Source organism: Bradyrhizobium vignae (genome assembly GCF_004114425.1).
Lineage (GTDB): Bacteria > Pseudomonadota > Alphaproteobacteria > Rhizobiales > Xanthobacteraceae > Bradyrhizobium > Bradyrhizobium vignae.
Map to the genome: position 1 here is coordinate 23,375 of NZ_RDQF01000063.1, position 19,640 is coordinate 43,014.

Genomic DNA, 19,640 nt, shown 5'->3' on the forward strand with positions numbered 1-19,640 from the left:
AGTCATGAACGAAGCCGTGCAGCCGGCCGCGCATCTGAGATTGGTGAGCGACCGGGCCGGCGATGCGTCTGGTATCAATCTATCAGGCGTGTCCAAAACCTACCGGACGCGCGACGGCGATGTGCCGTCGCTGCGGCCGCTCGACTTCCACATCAATGACGGCGAGTTCTTCGTCGTGGTCGGCCCCTCCGGCTGCGGCAAGTCCACGCTGCTCAAGCTGATCTCGGGCCTGCTGCCGCCGACCACGGGCGAGATCCTGGTCGAAGGTGAGAAGGTCACGACGCCGCACGGCAATGTCGGCATCGTGTTCCAGAACGCGCTGCTCTTGCCTTGGCGCAACATCCTCAACAACGTGATGCTGCCGATCGACATGAAGCGCCTGGCCCGGGACAAATACCTCGCCCGCGCCAAGGAGCTCTTGAAGCTGGTCGGCCTCGAAGGCTTCGAGAAGAAGCTGCCGTGGCAACTCTCCGGCGGGATGCAGCAACGCGCCTCGATCTGCCGTGCGCTGGTACACGATCCCAAGATCATGCTGATGGACGAGCCGTTCGGCGCGCTCGATGCGCTGACCCGCGAGCGCATGAACGTCGAGCTGATGCGGATCCAGCGCGAGACGAAGAAGACGGTGCTGCTGATCACGCACTCGATTCCCGAGGCCGTGTTTCTCGCCGACCGCGTGCTGGTCATGACCGAACGTCCCGGCGCGGTCGCCGCGATCTACGACGTGCCGCTGCCGCGCCCGCGCTCGCTCGATGTGATGGCCGATCCTGTTTTCACCGAGCTCGTGCAACGCATCCGCAAGCATTTCTTCTCGCAAGGTGCACTGGACTGACGATCATGTCACCCCGCCTGAAGCTGCGAGACATCGCCTTTTTCGAACGCCCCGTGCATTTCGCGCGGCCGTTCCGCTTCGGCGCCGTCACCATCAACGCGACACCGCAGCTGTTCGTCCGGGTCGAGATCGAGGTCGAGGGCAGGGGGAGCGCGGTCGGCGCCAGTGCCGAGCTGCTGGTGCCGAAATGGTTCGACAAGCGGCCGGAGCTGTCGCCGGCGCAGACGGTAGATGGGCTGCGACGGTCGCTCGAGATTGCGCGCGGGCTCTATCTGGCGCGCAGCCTGTATCAGACCGCCTTCGATCTGCATGCCTCGTGCATCGGCGCGCAGATCGCGACGTGTGCGAATAAGAACATTCCGGCGCTTGCTGCGGCTTATGGCCCCGCCGAGATCGACAAGGCCATTCTCGATGCGCTGCTCCGCGCCCTCGCGACCAACTTCTTTGATGGCATGGCCGGCAATATCGCCGGCATTGATACGCGGCTGTCTCCTGATCTGAGCGAGAGGGACATCAGGACGTTTCTCTCCGGCCGTGTGCCGCTGGAGCGTGTTGCCGTCAGGCACACCGTCGGCCTTGATGATGCGGTGGAAGGTGAGGGCGGTGTTGCCGATCCACGCGAGAACGCCGGTGCTCGCTACTTCAAGCTCAAGCTGTCGGGCGAGCCTGCAGCCGATGCCGCGCGTCTGGCGCGTATCGGCAAGGAGCTCGACACGCTCGGGCGCGACTCCAAGGTGACGCTCGACGCCAACGAGCAGTATGCGGATCTCGCTGCGTTGGAGGCGCTGATGGACCGGCTCGATCATGACGCCGCGTTACGCCCGATCGCCGCGCGCCTGCTCTATGTCGAGCAGCCGATGCCGCGCGATATCACGCGACAATCGCCGCTGGGACCGCTGGCCTCGCACGGCTTCATCATCGACGAGGCCGACGATTCCTACGATGCCTTCGCCGCCGCGCGTGCGCTGGGCTATTGCGGCATTTCGTCAAAATCCTGCAAGGGACTCTATAAGTCGGTGGTCAACGCGACACGCGCGGCGAAATGGAGCGCGGACGGCGTGCGGTTCTTCGTGACTGGTGAAGATCTAACCTGTCAGGCCGGCCTCGCCGTGCAGCAGGATCTCGCGCTCGCTGCGTTCATCGGCGCCACCCATGCCGAACGCAACGGCCACCACTATGTCGATGGCTTCGGCGACACGCCGGCCGCGGAAGCGCAAGCCTTCGCGGCCGCGCATCCCGATCTCTATGCCGACGCCGGGCAGGGCATCAGGCTCAAAATTCACGACGGCGATCTCCTGACGGGATCGCTTCACGCAACGGGCTTTGCGTCCTCGGTCCATCCGGAGTGGTCGGCGCTCCGTCCGCTCGAACAGCCAAAATCACTTCAGGAGTATCTGGCATGACCACCCAACGCCTCGGCCTCATCATGAACGGCGTCACCGGCCGAATGGGGCTCAACCAGCATCTGATCCGCTCGATCGTGGCGATCCGCGACCAGGGCGGTGTCCGCCTGAAGAACGGCGACCGCGTCATGCCCGATCCGATCCTGGTCGGCCGCAACGCCGAGAAGGTCGAGGCGCTTGCGAAGCGCTACAACATCACGCGCTGGACCACCGACCTCGATGCCGCGCTTGCCGACAAGAACGACACCATGTTCTTCGACGCCGCGACCACGCAGGCCCGGCCGGGCCTGCTGACCCAGGCCATCAATGCCGGCAAGCACGTCTATTGCGAGAAGCCGATCGCGACCAATTTCGAGGAAGCCGTCGAGGTCGTGAAGCTCGCGAACGCCAAGGGCGTCAAGCACGGCACGGTGCAGGACAAGCTGTTCCTGCCCGGCCTGAAGAAGATCGCCTTCCTGCGCGACTCCGGCTTCTTCGGCCGTATCCTGTCGGTACGCGGCGAGTTCGGCTATTGGGTATTCGAAGGCGGCTGGCAGGAGGCGCAGCGGCCGTCCTGGAATTATCGCAGCGAGGACGGCGGCGGCATCATCCTGGATATGGTCTGCCACTGGCGCTACGTGCTCGACAACCTCTTCGGCAATGTTCAGAGCGTCAGCTGCATCGGCAACACCGATATCCTCGAACGCTTCGACGAGCAGGGCAAGAAGTACAAGGCGACTGCGGATGATTCCGCTTACGCGACGTTCCAGCTCGAGGGCGGCATCATCGCTCACATCAACATGTCCTGGGTGACGCGGGTCTACCGCGACGACCTCGTCACCTTCCAGGTCGACGGCACGCTGGGCTCGGCCGTCGCGGGGCTCACCGACTGCATGATCCAGGCGCGGCAGGCGACGCCTCGTCCGGTGTGGAATCCCGACGAGAAGCGGCTGCACGATTTCTACGGCGACTGGCAGAAGATGCCCGATAACGTCACCTACGATAACGGCTTCAAGGAACAGTGGGAAATGTTCATTCGCCACGTCTACGAGGGCGCTCCTTACAAGTTCACGCTGCTCGAAGGCGCCAAGGGCGTGCAGCTTGCCGAATGCGCGCTGAAGAGCTGGAAGGAGCGGCGCTGGGTCGATGTCGCCCCGATCAAAGTGTAAGGTCAGAAATCTGCTAAGCCGTCATTGCGAGCGGAGCGAAGCAATCCAGATCTTTCTGCAGAGTCAGTCTGGATTGCTTCGTCGCTTCGTTCCTCGCAATGACGGGGAGAGGTCAGAAATCATGAACAAGCCCGTCCAGCCGATGTCGTCATTGTCGCTGAAGCTGCCGAAGGCCGATCGCTCGCTTGAGACCTACCGGCTCGCGGCCTCGCGCACGTTCCCCAAAAAGCTCGAGGGGCCGCTCAACCGCATCGCCTTCTCGGCCGTGCACACGGTGGCCGATCCCTTCGCCGACAATGATCCCTGGCTGTCGGTTGCCGTCGACTGGGACAAGACCATTGCCTTCCGCGAGCATGTCTGGGACCTCGGTCTCGGCGTTGCCGAAGCCATGGACACCGCGCAGCGTGGCATGGGGCTGGACTGGCCAACCTCGCTGGAGCTGATCACCCGCTCGGTCGGCGCCGCCAAGCGGCGCAATGCGCTGGTGTTCTCCGGTGCAGGCACGGATCATCTCGCCGTGGAGGATGCCAGGAGTCTCGACGACGTCATCCGCGCCTATGAGGAGCAGATCTCGGCGGTCGAGAAGGTCGGTGGCCGCATCATCCTGATGGCCTCGCGCGCGCTGGCCAAACTGGGGCGCAACGCCGAGGATTACGCCAGGGTCTATGACCGCGTGCTCTCGCAAGTCCGTGAGCCCGTCATCATCCACTGGCTCGGCGACATGTTCGATCCGGCGCTGACGGGATACTGGGGCACCAAGGATATCGACAAGGCGATGGACACGGCGGTCGCCATCATCAACGGCAATGCCGCCAAGGTCGACGGCGTCAAGGTCTCGCTGCTCGACAAGCAGCGCGAGATCGACATGCGCCGTCGCCTCGACGAGCGCATCAAGATGTACACCGGCGACGATTTCAATTACGCGGAGCTGATTGCCGGCGATAGCCAAGGCTTTTCGCACGCGCTGCTCGGCATCTTCGATGCCATCGCTCCGGCGGCGTCCTATGCATTGTCACGGCTGGCGGCCGGGGACGAGGCTGGCTTCCACGATGTGCTGGGACCGACGGTGCCGCTGTCGCGTCACATCTTCAAGGCGCCGACGCGCTTTTACAAGACCGGCGTGGTGTTCATGGCGTATCTCAACGGCCATCAGGATCATTTCACCATGGTCGGGGGACAGGAGAGCACGCGCTCCACGTTGCATCTGGCCGAGCTGTTCCGTCTCGCCGACAGGGCCGGCTTGCTCGCCAATCCCGAACTCGCGACGCAGCGGATGAAGACCGTGCTCGCCACCCACGGTATCGAACCCTGATGCGCGACTTTTCGTCCGACCATCGCTGGCTGTCGCTGAACACGGCGACAGTCCGCAAGCAGGGAGATCTCGTCGAGATCATCGATGCCTGTGCGAAGCATGGCATCCGCGCCATCGATCCCTGGCGCGACCAGGTCGCGACCATCGGGCTCGACCGTGCCGCGCGCGCGGTGCGCGATGCCGGCCTTGATCTCTCAGGCTATTGCCGCGGCGGCATGTTCACCTCGGACGCCTCGCGCCGGGGCGAGGTGCGCGACGACAATCGCCGCTGCGTCGACGAGGCCAAGGCGCTGGGCGCCTCCTGCATCGTCCTCGTCGTCGGCGGCCTGCCGCAATATTCGCGGCCGGGCAGCGAGGCGTCGAAGGACATCGCCGCGGCGCGCGGGCAGGTCGAGGAAGCGCTCGCCGAGATGCTCGACTACGCGAGACAGGCAAAGCTGCCGCTGGCGATCGAGCCCTTGCACCCTGCCTATGCGGCCGACCGTGCTTGCGTGAACACCACGAAACAGGCGCTCGACATCTGCGACCGGCTCGATCCCGGCCGCAGCGGCATGCTCGGGGTCGCGCTCGACGTCTATCACATCTGGTGGGACCCGGAGCTGATGGGCCAGATCGCGCGCGCCGGCCGGGATCGATTGCTCGCCTTCCACGTCTGCGACTGGCTGGTGCCGACCAAAGACATCCTCAACGACCGCGGCATGATGGGCGACGGCGTCATCGACATCAAAGCGGTGCGTCAGGCAGTCGAGGCGCAGGGCTATGCCGGCTTTTCGGAGATCGAGATCTTCTCCAACGACTGGTGGAGCAAGCCGATGGACGAGGTGCTCCGGACCTGCATTTCGCGGCACAAGACGGTGGTTTAGATTACGATCTCGGTGACTCAGGGGAGCGCTCCCTCGATTTTCGATGCGACAGAGCGCTCCGACACGTCATTAGGCGCGACCGATCCGTGTAGCAGGTGTGATCGTCTACGAGTGCAGCGGTCTGATGTTCTGGTTCATGTGGAAGAAGTTCGTCGGATCGTACTTGGTCTTCAAGGCGACGAGGCGGTCGTAGTTGTCACCGTAAGTAGCCCTAAGTCTGCTGTCGTCTCCATCCTCCATCATGAAATTCACATAGCCGCCGTCGGCCGAGTAAGGATGCACGGCCTCCCAATAGCCCTTGGTCCAGCGCGTGATTTCGCCTGCTTTTTGCGGATTGGGATCGATGCCGGCGATGACCATCGACCAGGTCGCGTCGCGCGTGTTCCAGGCGGTGTCGCTCTTGCCGACGCGGTGGACGGCGCCATCGATCGGATAGAGATGCATGAGCGACAGCGGGCTCGGTGCTTTCCGGGCCTGCTCGATATGGGCGTCAATTGCTTCGTCGGTCAGTTCTTTCACGAAATCGCCGCGCCAGTACCACTGCAGACCTTTCGGGAAGAACGGATCGAACATGGACTGGAGCGCCGGATAGGGCATCTCGCCCATCCAATTGAAGAGCGGCGGGGGCAGCTCACCGAGCAACCCCGCTATGATCGCCTTGCCGTCTTCTGCCGGACCATTATAGCACGCAATGATGGCGCAGGCATGCTTGCCCTGATGATCCGGCGGGAACGGGTCCATCGGCGGAACGGTCTTCAAGCCAACAAAGGCCCCGAGCTCCTCGGGAGCGCTGCGGAGGAAATCCCTGTACTTCTGCATCACGGTCCGGGCATTTTCGAGACTCCAGAAGATTGGACCGGCATATACCATCTTCACGGGATGAGCCTGGAACAGGAAGCTCGTCACGATGCCGAAATTGCCGCCGCCCCCGCGCAGGCCCCAATAAAGGTCGGCGTTCTCCGACTTGTTGGCGGTGACGATGCGTCCATCGGCGAGCACGACATCAGCCTCAAGGAGATTGTCGATGGTGAGGCCATACTTGCGGGTGAGGTATCCTGTGCCGCCGCCGAGCGTAAGGCCGGCGATCCCAGTGGTCGATACAATGCCGGCCGGCACGGCAAGCCCGTAGATATGCGTGGCGTGGTCGACATCGCCTTGCGAGCAGCCGGGACCGACGCGGACGGTACGAGCGCCGGGATCGACCCGCACGCCTTTCATCATCGACATGTCGATCATCAGTCCGTCTTCGACACTGCTGAGGCCCGGCCCATTGTGGCCGCCTCCGCGGATCGCGACCTGAAGATCATTGTCCCTTGCAAAATTGACCGCTGCGACGACATCAGCAACGTCGGCGCACCGTGCGATCATCATTGGACTCTTGTCGATCATTCCGTTGTAGAGGCTCCGCACGGCGTCGTAGTCGGCATCCATTCGCCTGATAACCGGGCCGCGCATATTGCCGATGAAGGTTTCGGTGGCCATGCTCTGCATGATGTCCTCCTATTCCACCCATGATCGGTCATTGGGTCGGAGGTTGCTCGCAGGGCTCCTCGAACGTTCTCCGCCCCTCATGAAAAGATAGATCAAGCGCAGCGCGATGGCTATCGCAAATCGACTACGCGTATGCGTCTATTCGGAGATCGAGATCTTCTCCAACGACTGGTGGGGCAAGCCGATGAACGAGGTGCTGCGCACCTGCATCGAACGGTAGAACGGACATTGGTTGGACTTGCTGCCCGCTCGACCCGGTCGCGAATGCCCCATCGCGAGCCAGAACACAGGCGAAGCAGCGAGCTGGTCGGAGTACCACCGATGATGATGCGGACCATCAGCTTTCAGGCAGAATAACATCATCCCGATGCCGCAGCCGCGCCACAGTCTGTGCCAGATCGGATGCGGTAATCAATGGCATCAACGATCAGCAGGCACGGCGGATGTACCCATGCCTGTTGATCTTGAATGGCCCCGACGTGCAACCGTCGGGGCCATTGTTGTAGTAAGCGTGACAAGGCCGGCAAGCTTTGCCGAGGGCACCGGCGTGATTTATTGCGGCGAAAGCCGCCAGGGACGATCCTACGATTCAATGCGCTGGGCCAAGCCAGTGTTGCGATTAAATTCGCTGGCGCGACCGATCGGTGAAAAGTCAGACGATTGCGCTATCATGGATTCACCGGCGAATCCCGGACTATCACTCGTCAATTCGATCTGCGAAGCTCTGACCACACAAATGCGCTTGTGAACAAGCAGGCGCGAAGGGAGGTTCGCAGTGGAGAAAGTGCGACGCTTGCGTGCGATGAGCTCTCTGTGCCGCCAACAGGCCGCGTACAACAGCATGAACAAGTGGAAGCTGCTCGCAAAAGCAGAATACTGGGATCATCTGGCTGATCTCGAGCTGTCTTCTCACTACCAACAATGCAACGCCATTGGCTCGAATGAGATCGAGCAGCCTCAAGCGATCACAAGCACGAATGATGCTGGGCGGTAGACGATTTCCGCATGAGATCAGAGCGCGACGCTGCCCTACGGGCCTGCGACCTGCTGCAGCGTGTTGAAGCGCGCCTTCTGCTCGCTGCTCAGCGTGGCGTAGAACTCGTCCAGCGCCGGTTCGACCAGCTTGGCGGCCGTCAGCATGGCCTCGAGCCGGCTCTGCATCGCCTCGAGCCGTCCGACCGGCGTCAGGGGCACATCGTTCGGACAGGCAGCCTGCAGGCCTTCAACTCCCTTCGCGGTCGCTTCGCTGAGGCGGTCGAGCGCGTCCTTCTGCTTGCCTGCGGGGTGAAGTACGGCCTCGATCCTCTGGATCGGCAATTGGGTCAGGCTGGACTTGGGATCACCGCAGGTCTCGCTACTCGCTTCCTGCTGCTGGGACGAGCGGTCGCCGACATTGGGGCCGAGCGCGTTGAAGCGCGCCTGCTGTTCGTCGCTGAGCGAGTTGTAGAAATTCTCCAGGGCCGGTCGCACGATCTTGACGGCTTCCAGCGTCGCGCTGATGCGGTTCATCATCGCGCGCAGGCGGCCGGGCGGAGTAAGTGCATAGGTCTCCGCGCAGGTATCCTTGAATACATCGGCAGCCTTGGCCGCTGCGGTCTTCAACTCGTCGAGCAGCGCGCGTTGCTCCGGCGTCGGCTGCACGGCTCGCGCGATATCGGCGAGCGGCCAGGCTGTGACGCCCCTGTCCGGCGTGCTGCACAATTGCTGGAGCGTTTGCGGACTCGCGCTGGCGCGCGACCGTGCGCGGTAGCCGCCGCCGGCTTGCGGATAGTCATACGGATTGGTGCTGGCATAGGCGGAATAGGGGCTGCCACTGCCCCAGAATACGGTATCGACGAAGTCGTCATAGGCGTAGGCCCAATAGCCGGGCTCGTAAGCATAGGACCAGAACGTGTAGTCAAAAATGTCGGAGTAAGCGTATGGCCAGAACACCGGGCCGAGCCACGCCACGAACACCGCGGGATGGCGGTGACGCCAGGCCTGCCGGGGAGCCCAGCCGCTCTCGCGGGTCACGAGCGCCGCTTGAGTCTGCGCAGTTGCCTGCTCGCGGAACCGCTCCGCGAACCGCCCGCGCTGGGCGGCCTCCACGGCGGCCGCAGCCGCCGGCGTCCGCCCGGCCGGAGCCTGGAGCCCAAGCCGCTGCTGGCGCGCCAGGTCACTCTGCTGGGCGCGCTGCTCACGTTCAAGCAAGCGGTTCTGCGTCTGGAGTGTCCGTTGCTGCTCGCGCAGCGCCCGCGCCCCTTCCGGCTTCTGCGACTGGAGTTGCTGCACGCGCTGCTGGAGGCGATCGATGCGGGCCTGACGCTCCGTCGTCTGGCGCGACAGCATCTCGCGCTGCCGCTGCTGCACCATTTGCTGGCGCTGCTGGATTTGCTGCTGGCGCTGTTGCGCGCGCTGTTCGATCTGATCGTGCCGCGACAGCCGCTCGCTCGCGGCGGGCGGTGCGCTGGGCCGCGACGGGGCGGCGATGTGCGGTGACGGCCGCGGTGCCATGGCCGGGCGTTGCGGTGCGGCCGGCGCCCGATGGAATTCAGGCCGCGGCGCTGCCACACGCGGGGCCGCTCGCGGCGGTGCAGCGAAGTGCGGGGCCGGGCGAGGTGGCGGTGAGGCCATATGCGGCGCCGGACGTGGCGCCATGGCCGGCGGATGGAATGCCGGCGCGGCGGGACGTGCCATGGCTGGCGGCGCCGCCGGACGTGACATGGCCGGTGGTGCTGCTGGCCGCGCTGCGGCTGGGCCGGGTGGCCCGCCCCTTCCATGTCCCTGGCCGGGTCCTTGGGCGAGCGCACTGATGCTCGCCGTCAGCATCGAGACACCAACTAAAGCAGCCGTCAGGCAAACGCCACGCGGAAGCATGATTGTCGCTCCCACTTCGTAATCGCCCACGACGTTCAACGCACAGCCGGCGGAATCGTTCGTTCTCGGCCACGACCGGCATTGCGATCTTCCGACGCAGGCTCTCGAGATTCTGCGTCAGGTGGTGGCGAGCCACTCCAGCGCCCAGTCGACGCGCTAGGACGCGCGGTTGAGAAAGATCGGCAGCCCCTGCTTGTTGGCGTAGATGGGGCGGTAGCGCTCCGTGTTGTAGCTGCTCGCAACGTCCAATTTGCGCGGACCGAGCTTGGCGTCAGGGATGGGCACGAGGTCGTAGCGGCCCTCGACCAGCGCCGACATGAGGCCGGTCTTGCTTTCCAGCATGGCATCGTAGGCCATGTTACCGAAAGTCAGGGCCACAAGCTTGTCGATGAAGTCCGGATCGCCCGATCGCAAATCGTAGGTGAGATCGGAGATGATCGTCTCCTCGCCGGTGCGCTGCTTGATCTCGTCGGCAAGCGATTCCGCCACGTTGGCCTTCTTGCGGTGACCGTAGGCGTCGGGCTCGCCGTATTCCCGCAGCTTGTAGCCTTCCCACTGAGCTCCCTCGCTGAGTACGATCAGCGCGTAGTTGCTTGGATTGGCGCGCTTGTCCTCGATGAGCAACCGGATCAGCTTGTCGAGGTCGACCTTATACTCCGGTATGACGCATCGTATCGAGGTCGCATACGCGGTGTAGAGTGCCGTAAATCCGGCATCGCGGCCAAAGACGCGGAAAATGCCAATTCGCTCATGCGAGCCGACTGTCGTGCGCTGCCGCTGGATGGCATCGCTGGCGCGGGTGATCGCGGTCGAGAAGCCGATGCAGTACTCGGTGTTGCGGACGTCATTATCCATCGTCTTCGGGATGGCGATGATCTTGACGCCGAGTTCGTTGAGCTTGGCCGCATAACTGAGTGTGTCGTCGCCGCCGATGGCGATCAGGTGTTCGATGCCGAGTCCCGAGAGGTTGGCGAGCACCCGGCTGGTGAGGTCCCACGTCTTTGTCGCGATGCCGCCGTTGGTGCTCAGCGAGACCGGAACATCATTGCCGACGAGATGATAGGGCAGCTTTTGTATTTTGGAGGGATTGACGCGGCTCGAGTGCAGCACGGTGCCGCCGCGCCGGTCGATGGTTCGAGTGTTTTCACGGTTCAGCGGGATGACGTAGTGGGACCTGCTGTTTGGGTCGTCGAGGTTCAGGTGCGTGAGCGCCTCCCAACCACGGCGCAGACCGACAACCTCGATGTCGTCCTCACTGCCGCGATAAGTCACGCTCTTGATGACTGCATTGAGGCCGGCGACGTCGCCGCCGCCCGTGAGAATGCCGATGCGTTTTTTGGCCATATCCACCTCCCGGATCGGCATGTCGTCATAGCGACTGCATCTGTCGATTGAACGGTGAACGACGCTCCAGCTTCTGATTGAAGACGGTCGCTACTCGGCCGCTTCCGGCTTGCGGTCGTCGCGCAGTCGAAAACGCTTCAGCAGTCCGGATACGGTGTCGCGGAAGCCGCCATATTCCAGTTCGGAATAGGGCAGCATGGCGGCGCCAGACCAACCTTGGCTGCGCATCTCGATGGCCTTGTGCTGGGCGCGCCGGCGGACCTCATCCCACGCCGGGTTGTCGAAGAAATCGGTGTAGGACTCGGCAAACCGGCCTTCCCTGTCGATCGAAAAGCCGACGCAAGAAACGATCGGCAGGCAGTACATGCCGGTAACGGGGGTGTTGAGTGGCACCGGCATGAGCGGCATCACATGCGAGCCGCGTGCATCGCCGCCCACGAAGTGCGCTTTGGCGAACGGCGAGATTATCTCCTCCGGAGCTGGAAAAATCCCCTGGTTCCTGACGATCGCGACTGGATCATCCTTGCCGGTGTACTTGCCTGCGATCGCGTGGAGGCGCTGTGCCGAAACGGCCGCGGCGACTTCGCCATGGGTTCGAGAAACGATGCGATCGATGCCAAAGCGCTCGTTGTCGCGAAGCAGGGCGGCAATGTGGTAGCTGTCGGCGGGCGCGTCGAGCTCGAGCAGGCTGTCGCCGGCTGTGTTGTCCATGTCGATGATATGGAAACGGAATCCCTGGATCATCGGAGGCAGCATCAACCCAGCGCAGTACATGGGGTCGGCAAAGGCGAGATAGAGCGGCAGGTTGTAGGCGCCGGGGCCGCATTTGTCGGCCGCGAACACCATAAAGGATTCCGCGGGTCGCAGGCCGGAGAGGCTGTGGTCGAAGCTGAGCTCGGCGACGCCTGGGCCGGCGCCGCGAATGTTCCCGGAAGGCGCGTCGGCGAGAAGATCCTGGCCAGCACCGTAGAGCCCGGAGGTCTTCGCGACCGAGGTGGCCGCCAGGAACGTCTTCCAGGCGAGTTGATGGACCTCGGAGCTTCCTTCACCCCGCGTGTGCGTCATGATGATCGCAATGTCATCGCCGGTGTGGCAGATGAAGCCGTCGATCAGCAGACCATTGCAGATCGCCTTGGCAACCTCGCCCTCGACAGTCGCGATCATGCGTGAAGACGGTTTCGTGTGCCCGCCAATGGAGCCAACGTCAGCTTTGATGACTGAAAGAGTGAGTCTCATGAGCATTACTCCGATCCGCGCAGCTCTGCGCCTCCGGCCTCGGCGCTTGCTGCGCCGGGCACGGCGCTGCTCATTCGCGGACAAAAACGTCCGTCGCTCCGATAGGTTCCACGCACCCCGTTCGTCCGGTTGCCGGGATCACGCACAGTCTTGCCTTAGGACCATGCGTCACTATTGCTGCGCTGCACGAGTCCGGTTCTGGCCGGACCGCTAACTCGTGGTTGGCCGCCGCCGGCATGCGATCTTCCGACACAGCCTCAAGAGAAATCCTGCGTTAGGGTGGCGGCGAGCCGCTCCAGCGCCCAGTCGATTTGATCGCTGGTGATCACTGGCGCCTCCTGCCGCAACAGCGAGACGGCCGGCTGGACTGGCGGATGAGGCTCATTTGATCTCGGCCAGATAAAGGCTGGGGTCGAAATAGTCGGCCGCGGGGACTGGATTGGGGATACGGCCCTCTGCAATGAAGAAGTCGCTGACTTGCTGGAGCCATTTGACCACGGTCCCATCCGTGTAGAGCCGTTTCCATTCTCTCGACGTGAACATCTTCTCGGCCTTGAAAGCCTCGCTGACGTCCGAGAGCTTCGCCTGGCTGTAGTGATTGTCATGCAGCGTCTGAGCCGCCGGCCCGGGATTGCGCACCATGTAGTCGTTGGCTTCCGCCCAGGCGCGGATGATCCGGACCAGCACCTCCTTGTTGTCCGCGTAATAGTCTGGTCTCGCTACCCATCCGCCGAGGACGGCGGATTGGGGATAGAAGGCGGAGGCGTCTACCAGCTTGATGGCGTCCGGTATTTCCTCGCGGACCGTGATGTTGAATGGCACCCAGAGCGCTACGGCCGGCACCTCGCCGGACATGAAGGCCCGCACCGCGCCGGACATGTTGCGATCGACGATCTCGACTTGCGACGGATCCACGTTGTTGGCGCGGAGCGCCCGGTCCAGGAAGATGTGCGCCGTGGTCCTGGTCGTCGTCGCGATCCGCTTTCCCTTGAGATCGGCGAACGTGCTGACGCCGAGGGCTGGCCTCACCCAGAGCTGAGCCGTTGCGACCTCGATATCGTTCATGACGAAGGCGCGTCCCCGCCCGAGTGCGAGATAATTGGAGATCACGCCGCCGGCGGACAGCACGTCCAACCGACCGTCAGCCATGGCCTCGAAAACCTCCGGCCCCGTGTTGAACTCATGCAGCTCGAAATCGAGGCCTTGCTTGTCGAAGGAGCCACGATCCAGCCCGGTCCAGATATGCCCGTCGACCGCGACCACGTGAAGGTAGCCCAGCCGCAACTTCGTTCTGGCTTGCGCCACCGATGGCGCAGCGAGCATCGAGCCGATCGCGACACCTGCCGCGCGCTTCAGAACCTGCCGCCGATCGAGGCGTTGTGACAGGGCAGCGCTCATGTGTGATGCCTCCCCGCCTGACGGGGCAGCGGAATGACATCAGCCGAGCGGAGACGCTCCGCATGAAGCTGAGCGACGCGATCTTCGGGATGGTTCGACAGAAACTCCGACACCATACCGAGAGCGGCCGCGTCATCGCGGCGTTCGACAATGGCGTAGACGGCATCCCATCGCCGGCAGAACTCCAGTTCGGAGCTGATATCGCCCGTCCGCTCGCATCGGAGCTCAAATAGCGGAAAGGATTCCGCGAATCCCTTCGGCTGAATGCGATCGACGCAGCGGAAGACGAAGTGAGTTTCCGCGCGATCTTTCACGGCCGCGGAAACCAGCACGCGCGTGCCGTAGCTCTTGTTCAGCCCCTCGAGCCGCGAGGCCAGGTTGATCGTGGCACCGAGAGCCGTGTAGTTCATTCGATCGGCCGAGCCGACGTTTCCGACGACGGCGTCGCCCGAATGCAGGCCAAAGCGCGTGGCGAAGGGCGGCCAGCCCTCCGCTTCGAACGTCGCGTTCAACTGCTCGTTCCTGCGCAAACACGCGAGCACGGCCCGGCAAGCGTTGACGGCGTGCTCTGCATCATCAGCCGGTGCATTCCAAAATGCCATGACGGCGTCGCCAATGAATTTGTCGACCGTGCCCTGGTTGGCCATGATGACTTCCGACAGGGCCGCAAAATATCGCGAGGTATAGATCATGACCTGCGACGGATCCGCCTTCTCGGTCTTCGCAGTGAAATCGGCCACGTCGGTGAACAAGACGGTGATCTCGCGCCGCGTGCCGCCGAGCGCGAGCGATGCGCCGGATTCGATCAGTTGGCGCACGATCTGCTTTGGTACGAAGCTCGAAAAATTGCGGATCACGGTGCGCATGGTGAAGACCGAACGGGCCAGGTCGTCGATCTCCTGGATCATCGAGCGAAGCTTCGGGCGCTCCGTGAGCTGGAAATGCTGGATCTCGTCGGTCTGCCGGGCGAGTTCGCGCAACGATCGCGCCAGCAGCGAACCGATCCAGAATGCCAGCGGCACCATGGCGGCGACGAACCCAAGCGCCGTGACGAACAGGGTGCGACGTTCGGCGATGATCTCGGCGAAGAACTCGTCCAGCGGGGCGACCACGGCGAGCCTGACATTGGCTGCACCCGCGCTCTCGACCTTCTGGAACGCCGCAACGTAGGTCCGTCCCGCCTTGTCCGACAGGAACTGGTGAGCGTGCCCACCTGCCTCTGCCGCCCGCACCGCCTGGGAGAGGCCCCCAAGATTTGTCGCCTCGATCTTCGGCAGCTCGTCTCCGCGACCTCGGAAATCCGTCATCAGCTTGCTCATCTCCGGATGGGCCACGATCCGTCCGTCATCGTTGAACAGGAAGGCCGTTCCGGAGCCGAGCTGCTGCCGCCGGAGGAGCGCCTCGGACTGGCTGAGCAGGATGTCGCCCGCGACGACACCGCGCCGTCCGTCCTTCAGCGGAATGCGCAGCGTGTAGCCGGGAAGCCCTGTCGCGAAAAACACGTAAGGGCCGGTGAGAAGAGTGCCTTCCCTCCTGAAAGCGTCGGTATACCAACGCCGCTGCCGCGGATCGTAATCGCCTGGCCCCGGCTTCTCTTCGAGTGGGATGAGGTTGTCCGACAGGAGCATCGTGGTGGCAGGGTGAGCCGCCGGGCCGGTCCGGGAAATCGCAACGAGGCGGAATGTCGCGTCCTCCGGGGCGTTCAGGCTCGACCGGAAGGCGGGGCCAGCGCGATCGATCATGTCCATCTCGAGGAACGAGCCGTCTTCGTAGCCGACATAGAGGTTGAACAGCGGCTCGTTGTTGCGCAGCATTGCCGCCATCAGGCCATAGAGCTTCGTGTTGTCGTCGATGTCCGCGGACTGGACTGAGGGAAGTCCGCCCAGGATATCGAGGCAATCGCGAACATTCTTGAACTGCGAGTCGATCCGGTCCGCCCCGAGCTGTGCGACCTTATCGATGAAGGTGCCGGCTGCGCTCCGGGTGATGTCGGTGACGCGCGCGAAGCTCAAATAGACGAGCGTCAGCCCGACCAGCAGCACGACCGCAATGAACACGGTGATGATCGACGTCCGGAAGCCGACGCGAAGGGAACGCTGACCGTTGGAGACGCTTGCGCTCATTGAAGGTGCCTTGCTGTTGCTCTCCCACTGGTATTTCCGGACGATCGGCTTGGCCGACGTCGTGTCCGGCGTCAGCGAGATCGCGAACGTCAGCCAAGTGTTCCAGCCCTGCGGTCTGTTCTAGGCCGGCAAAGACGTAGCTTGGACCGACAGAGCAAGATCGGCCTTACCGCTGATGCCGACATCCAGACTGCCGCCGCGGGGAAACTGTGCTCCTGGCGCCGCCGAAACGTCGGTGTGATAGTAGATCGTGGCCCAGGCCCAACCGGGGGTGCCGGGTGCTGCAGCGAGGCTCCCAAAGGTTCCGGGCAGCCAGAAGCTGATGCCGCCTTCGTCGGCCGAAGCGGGAGGCCGACTGGCGAGCAGCGCAAAAGCGCACAGACAGCCGAGCGCGATTAGTTTTCCTTTTTGACTCCTTGTCATGCCTGTCCCCTCCGATAGCTCGCTTCTTCTGACGCGATGAGATCCGTCTGAGTCGCGGCCGTTATGATGGGCCTCCTTGCCTCGCAGACAAAAGCTGGCTGTAGCGTATCGACCGATGACACCGGTTCCGGCAGCCGCCACATGAACAGGCGGAAGGTCACCTTGTTCGGCGTCACGTCAATGATCGAGAAGCCGTTCTTCTCGGTATCACGTCGGGGTCAATGTTGTTTCGCTCATCGAGTCCTCCATCCGCAATAAATTTCACATCGCTTTCGGCTCAATCGCGTGCCATGGCGCGCGAGGCCGTAGCTCCGAGTTCCGAGCCGCCACGGGTTACGGCCGCAAATTGACGTAGCTCGGCGGAGTTCAAGTCAGCGCTTGCCGCTGCTGCCCTCCTGTAGCTTTGCGAGCACCTGATCGAGCGAAAAGCTGCCTGGCTTCTGCCGCGGCGGAAACTCGACATATGATTTCAGGTGCTGGGCAACCACGTCCTGCGCGGGGACAAGGGCAAAAGCACGTTCGAGCCGCCAGGTGACATATTCGCCCGAATCGAACTGAGCCCGCTCGAAAGGATCCGCGCGAAGGTCCGTGAGTTTGGGGAGCCGAAGCGGTACCAGCGGATCCTGCCACACATCGATTCCGTTCGCTCGCTGCTCCAGAAACAGGAGCTTCCAGCGGTCATAGCGAAGAGCGGCAAGGTTGCCGTCATCGGTCCAATAGAAGAACTCCTTACGCTTGGTTGGCCCGCTACCGGCCAGCAGAGCACGCTGATCATAGCCGTCCAGGTGGACCTTGAAGTTCTTGCCGGCAGCTTGGTACCCGGCGAGCAGCTTCTCCTTCACGTTCGGCTCACCCGCAGCAGCTACCAACGTCGGCACCCAGTCTTCATGGGACATGAGTTCGTTGATTTCAGTCCCAGGTTTGACAACGCCGGGCCAGCGGATCATGCCGGGAACGCGGTAGCCGCCCTCCCAGCTCGCGTTCTTTTCCCCGTGAAACGGAGTCGTGCCGCCGTCCGGCCACGAGAAGACTTCGGCACCATTGTCGGTCGTATAAAGTACGATCGTGTTGTCGGCGATGCCAAGATCTTCGAGCTGCTTGAGCAACTGACCGACCATGCCGTCGTGCTCGACCATCCCGTCAGCCTCAAGTCCCAAACTGGTCTTGCCACTGGACGACGGCTTGAGGTGGGTGAACACGTGCATGCGCGTCGAATTGAACCAGCATAGGAAGGGTTTGTTGGCCTGGCTGTTCTTCTCAATGAATGCCATCGCGGCGGACAAGAACTCCTCATCCACCGTCTCTTGGCGTTTTTTGGTGAGCCGACCGGTGTCTTCGATCTTCTGCTTGCCGACCCGGCCAAACCGCGGATCTTCAGTCGGGTCATCCGCGTCCGTCGCGTATGTGTGGAGAACGCCGCGCGGACCATACTTGGCGAGAAACGCCGGGTCCTTGGGATAGTCTGGGTTCTCCGGCTCGTCTTCAGCGTTCAGGTGGTAAAGGTTGCCGAAGAACTCGTCGAAGCCGTGTACCGTGGGCAGAAATTCGTTGCGATCACCGACGTGGTTCTTGCCGAACTGTCCGGTCGCATAGCCGAGCGGCTTAAGCAATTCGGCAAGCGTCGGGTCTTTTTCTGAGAGCCCCTCCTTGGCGGCGGGAAGGCCAACTTTGAGCAGTCCTGTTCGGAAGCAACTTTGCCCCGTGAGGAACGCAGCGCGACCCGCCGTGCATGATTGCTGAGCATACAGATCAGTAAAGATCGCTCCTTCTCTCGCAATGCGATCAATGTTGGGTGTGCGATAACCCATCATGCCGCGGCTATAGGCACTGATATTCCAGTAGCCGATGTCGTCGCCGAAGATGACGAGAATATTCGGCTTGCTGCCCGAAGGTGCAGCGGCAGGTGCCGGCGAAGGCGCGGCCTTCTGCGCCTGCGCCAGTGCGTCGGAGGCAAGAGTTGCCGCGACCAGGGCAGTTCCACTCAAAGCACCGTGCGGCGATCAAGCGAGTCTCGCTTTGACTTCGAGGCCATCGTCAACTCCCATTTTTCTGACTACGCATCTGAATCCGACGTGACTTGTTGATGTATCGACCGGTTCGGCATGGCGGGCCGCGGGCCGGTAGCGGCGGCAATAGTTCGGCGCGCAAAGATGCGAGCCGCCCTTCAAGACCTTGCGCGGGATTTTTACGTTGGGCAGGGTCGGGTCGTAGCTCGCATTTTCCTGCCCCGAGCGCGGATTGCGTGGAATGCAACAGGCTTTTTGCGCAACGGCCTCATGCCGGGCCGACCACCAATCCGAGGTCCACTCCCAGACGTTGCCGATCATGTCGTAAACGCCGTAGCCGTTCGGCGTAAACGCGTTCACCGGCGATGTGCGCTCAAAGCCGTCCTCGCAGAGATTTTGGACCGGGAAGTTTCCCTGCCAGACATTCGCCATGTGTCTGCCGCCTGGCGCGAGCGCATCGCCCCAGGCAAATTCCTTGCCTTCCAGCCCGCCGCGCGCGGCGAACTCCCACTCGGCCTCGGTCGGCAGATCCTTGCCTGCCCATATCGCGTAAGCGAGCGCATCTGCATAGGAGACGTGGACGACGGGATGATCGTCCAATTCCCTAAGATTGCTCTTGGGGCCGTAGGGATGGCGCCAGTTGGCGCCCTTCATGAAGCTCCACCACTGGCTCCAATCCCTGGAGTCGGTGATGCGCTGCGGTGGCGAGAATACCAGCGAGCCAGCGTAGAGCATCTTCTTCAGCGCACCGGGATAGTCCTTGGGATTCGGCACCGTCTGGGCCGTGGTCACGTAACCGGTCGCGTTGACGAATTCCTTGAACTGTCGATTTGTCACCGGCGTGCGGTCGATCCAGAAGCCGTCGACCGTGACGCGATGGCTGGGCGCCTCCTCCGGATAATGATGATCCGAGCCCATGCGGAACGTGCCGCCGGGAACCCACGCCAGGTCCTCGGTTGCGACATCATCTCCCTGCCGCTTGTTATGTTCGAGAGCTTTCCGGAGCATCTCAAGGCGCCCGAGCGCGTGAGGAGCCGACCCCGGTGCAAATTCGTGCGCCAAACGGAGGCTGGATTGATCTAGGGTCTGTACTCAATAGGGATTCCCGCTGAGGCGGAGTTGTGATTCAAGACCTCCGAGTCGAAGGGGGGCTTGATGGGGCAAAAGCTATATTGGCTGAGTGAGGCGGAGTGGAAGCGGATTGA

The 19,640-nt window shown here is 62.8% G+C and carries 17 protein-coding genes; 8 read left to right on the plus strand and 9 right to left on the minus strand.

All coding sequences use genetic code 11. The features are described from left to right. Positions 1-4 precede the first annotated feature (4 nt). From EAV90_RS33545 to EAV90_RS33565, 5 genes are all read left to right on the plus strand, one after another. Positions 5-832 carry an ABC transporter ATP-binding protein gene (locus EAV90_RS33545; protein ID WP_245162990.1) on the plus strand — a complete coding sequence of 276 codons (828 nt, stop codon included), beginning with the start codon at positions 5-7 and terminating at the stop codon, positions 830-832. A gap of 5 nt (positions 833-837) precedes the next feature. Further along, on the plus strand, positions 838-2,235 hold the full coding sequence (locus EAV90_RS33550) for a hypothetical protein (protein WP_122404348.1): 1,398 nt from the start codon (positions 838-840) through the stop codon (positions 2,233-2,235). Next, positions 2,232-3,383 (plus strand): Gfo/Idh/MocA family protein, encoded by a 1,152-nt coding sequence (locus EAV90_RS33555; RefSeq protein ID WP_122404347.1) that lies wholly within the window; start codon positions 2,232-2,234, stop codon positions 3,381-3,383. The genes EAV90_RS33550 and EAV90_RS33555 overlap by 4 nt, the downstream gene beginning before the upstream one ends. Positions 3,384-3,504: 121 nt before the next feature. Then, complete coding sequence (locus EAV90_RS33560; protein ID WP_122404346.1) at positions 3,505-4,695, plus strand: dihydrodipicolinate synthase family protein; 1,191 nt, start codon at positions 3,505-3,507, stop codon at positions 4,693-4,695. After that, a complete protein-coding gene (locus EAV90_RS33565; protein ID WP_122404345.1) occupies positions 4,695-5,558 on the plus strand; it encodes a sugar phosphate isomerase/epimerase family protein in 864 nt (287 codons plus the stop codon). The genes EAV90_RS33560 and EAV90_RS33565 overlap by 1 nt, the downstream gene beginning before the upstream one ends. Before the next feature lie 105 nt (positions 5,559-5,663). Here EAV90_RS33565 and EAV90_RS33570 read toward each other — a convergent pair whose 3' ends face one another. Then, a complete protein-coding gene (locus tag EAV90_RS33570; RefSeq protein WP_122404344.1) occupies positions 5,664-7,049 on the minus strand; it encodes an FAD-binding oxidoreductase in 1,386 nt (461 codons plus the stop codon). Positions 7,050-7,500: 451 nt separating this feature from the next. Between EAV90_RS33570 and EAV90_RS39850 the strand changes: the two genes are divergently transcribed. After that, the gene (locus EAV90_RS39850) at positions 7,501-7,797 is read left to right on the plus strand and encodes a hypothetical protein (RefSeq protein WP_162500380.1); all 297 of its coding nucleotides are present in this window, start codon (positions 7,501-7,503) and stop codon (positions 7,795-7,797) included. A gap of 27 nt (positions 7,798-7,824) precedes the next feature. After that, the gene (locus EAV90_RS33575) at positions 7,825-8,043 is read left to right on the plus strand and encodes a hypothetical protein (RefSeq protein WP_122404343.1); all 219 of its coding nucleotides are present in this window, start codon (positions 7,825-7,827) and stop codon (positions 8,041-8,043) included. Between the two features lie 35 nt (positions 8,044-8,078). Here EAV90_RS33575 and EAV90_RS33580 read toward each other — a convergent pair whose 3' ends face one another. Beyond that, the gene (locus EAV90_RS33580) at positions 8,079-9,062 is read right to left on the minus strand and encodes a Spy/CpxP family protein refolding chaperone (RefSeq protein WP_244607690.1); all 984 of its coding nucleotides are present in this window, start codon (positions 9,060-9,062) and stop codon (positions 8,079-8,081) included. A 9-nt stretch (positions 9,063-9,071) separates the two neighbouring features. Here EAV90_RS33580 and EAV90_RS40950 point away from each other — a divergent pair, with 9 nt between their 5' ends. Continuing rightward, positions 9,072-9,527 (plus strand): hypothetical protein, encoded by a 456-nt coding sequence (locus EAV90_RS40950; RefSeq protein WP_244607689.1) that lies wholly within the window; start codon positions 9,072-9,074, stop codon positions 9,525-9,527. A gap of 534 nt (positions 9,528-10,061) precedes the next feature. On the opposite strand, the gene EAV90_RS33585 is transcribed toward EAV90_RS40950, so the two are convergent. The 7 genes from EAV90_RS33585 to EAV90_RS33615 all read right to left on the minus strand — a co-directional run bounded on the left by EAV90_RS33585 (position 10,062) and on the right by EAV90_RS33615 (position 19,443). Further along, positions 10,062-11,249, minus strand: a complete 1,188-nt coding sequence (locus EAV90_RS33585; RefSeq protein ID WP_164937217.1) for a 6-phosphofructokinase — start codon at positions 11,247-11,249, stop codon at positions 10,062-10,064. Between the two features lie 90 nt (positions 11,250-11,339). Then, positions 11,340-12,491, minus strand: coding sequence for a fructose-1,6-bisphosphatase (locus EAV90_RS33590; protein ID WP_347338827.1), 1,152 nt, complete (start codon positions 12,489-12,491; stop codon positions 11,340-11,342). A gap of 375 nt (positions 12,492-12,866) precedes the next feature. Further along, a complete protein-coding gene (locus tag EAV90_RS33595; protein WP_122404340.1) occupies positions 12,867-13,883 on the minus strand; it encodes an ABC transporter substrate-binding protein in 1,017 nt (338 codons plus the stop codon). After that, positions 13,880-16,006 (minus strand): adenylate/guanylate cyclase domain-containing protein, encoded by a 2,127-nt coding sequence (locus EAV90_RS33600; protein ID WP_129145837.1) that lies wholly within the window; start codon positions 16,004-16,006, stop codon positions 13,880-13,882. Before EAV90_RS33600 ends, EAV90_RS33595 begins: the two co-directional genes overlap by 4 nt. A 120-nt stretch (positions 16,007-16,126) precedes the next feature. Then, positions 16,127-16,429 (minus strand): transporter family protein, encoded by a 303-nt coding sequence (locus EAV90_RS33605; protein WP_245509676.1) that lies wholly within the window; start codon positions 16,427-16,429, stop codon positions 16,127-16,129. 371 nt (positions 16,430-16,800) lie between these two features. Continuing rightward, complete coding sequence (locus tag EAV90_RS33610; protein ID WP_122404337.1) at positions 16,801-18,414, minus strand: arylsulfatase; 1,614 nt, start codon at positions 18,412-18,414, stop codon at positions 16,801-16,803. A gap of 15 nt (positions 18,415-18,429) precedes the next feature. Further along, positions 18,430-19,443, minus strand: coding sequence for a formylglycine-generating enzyme family protein (locus EAV90_RS33615; RefSeq protein WP_122404336.1), 1,014 nt, complete (start codon positions 19,441-19,443; stop codon positions 18,430-18,432). Positions 19,444-19,640 lie beyond the last annotated feature (197 nt).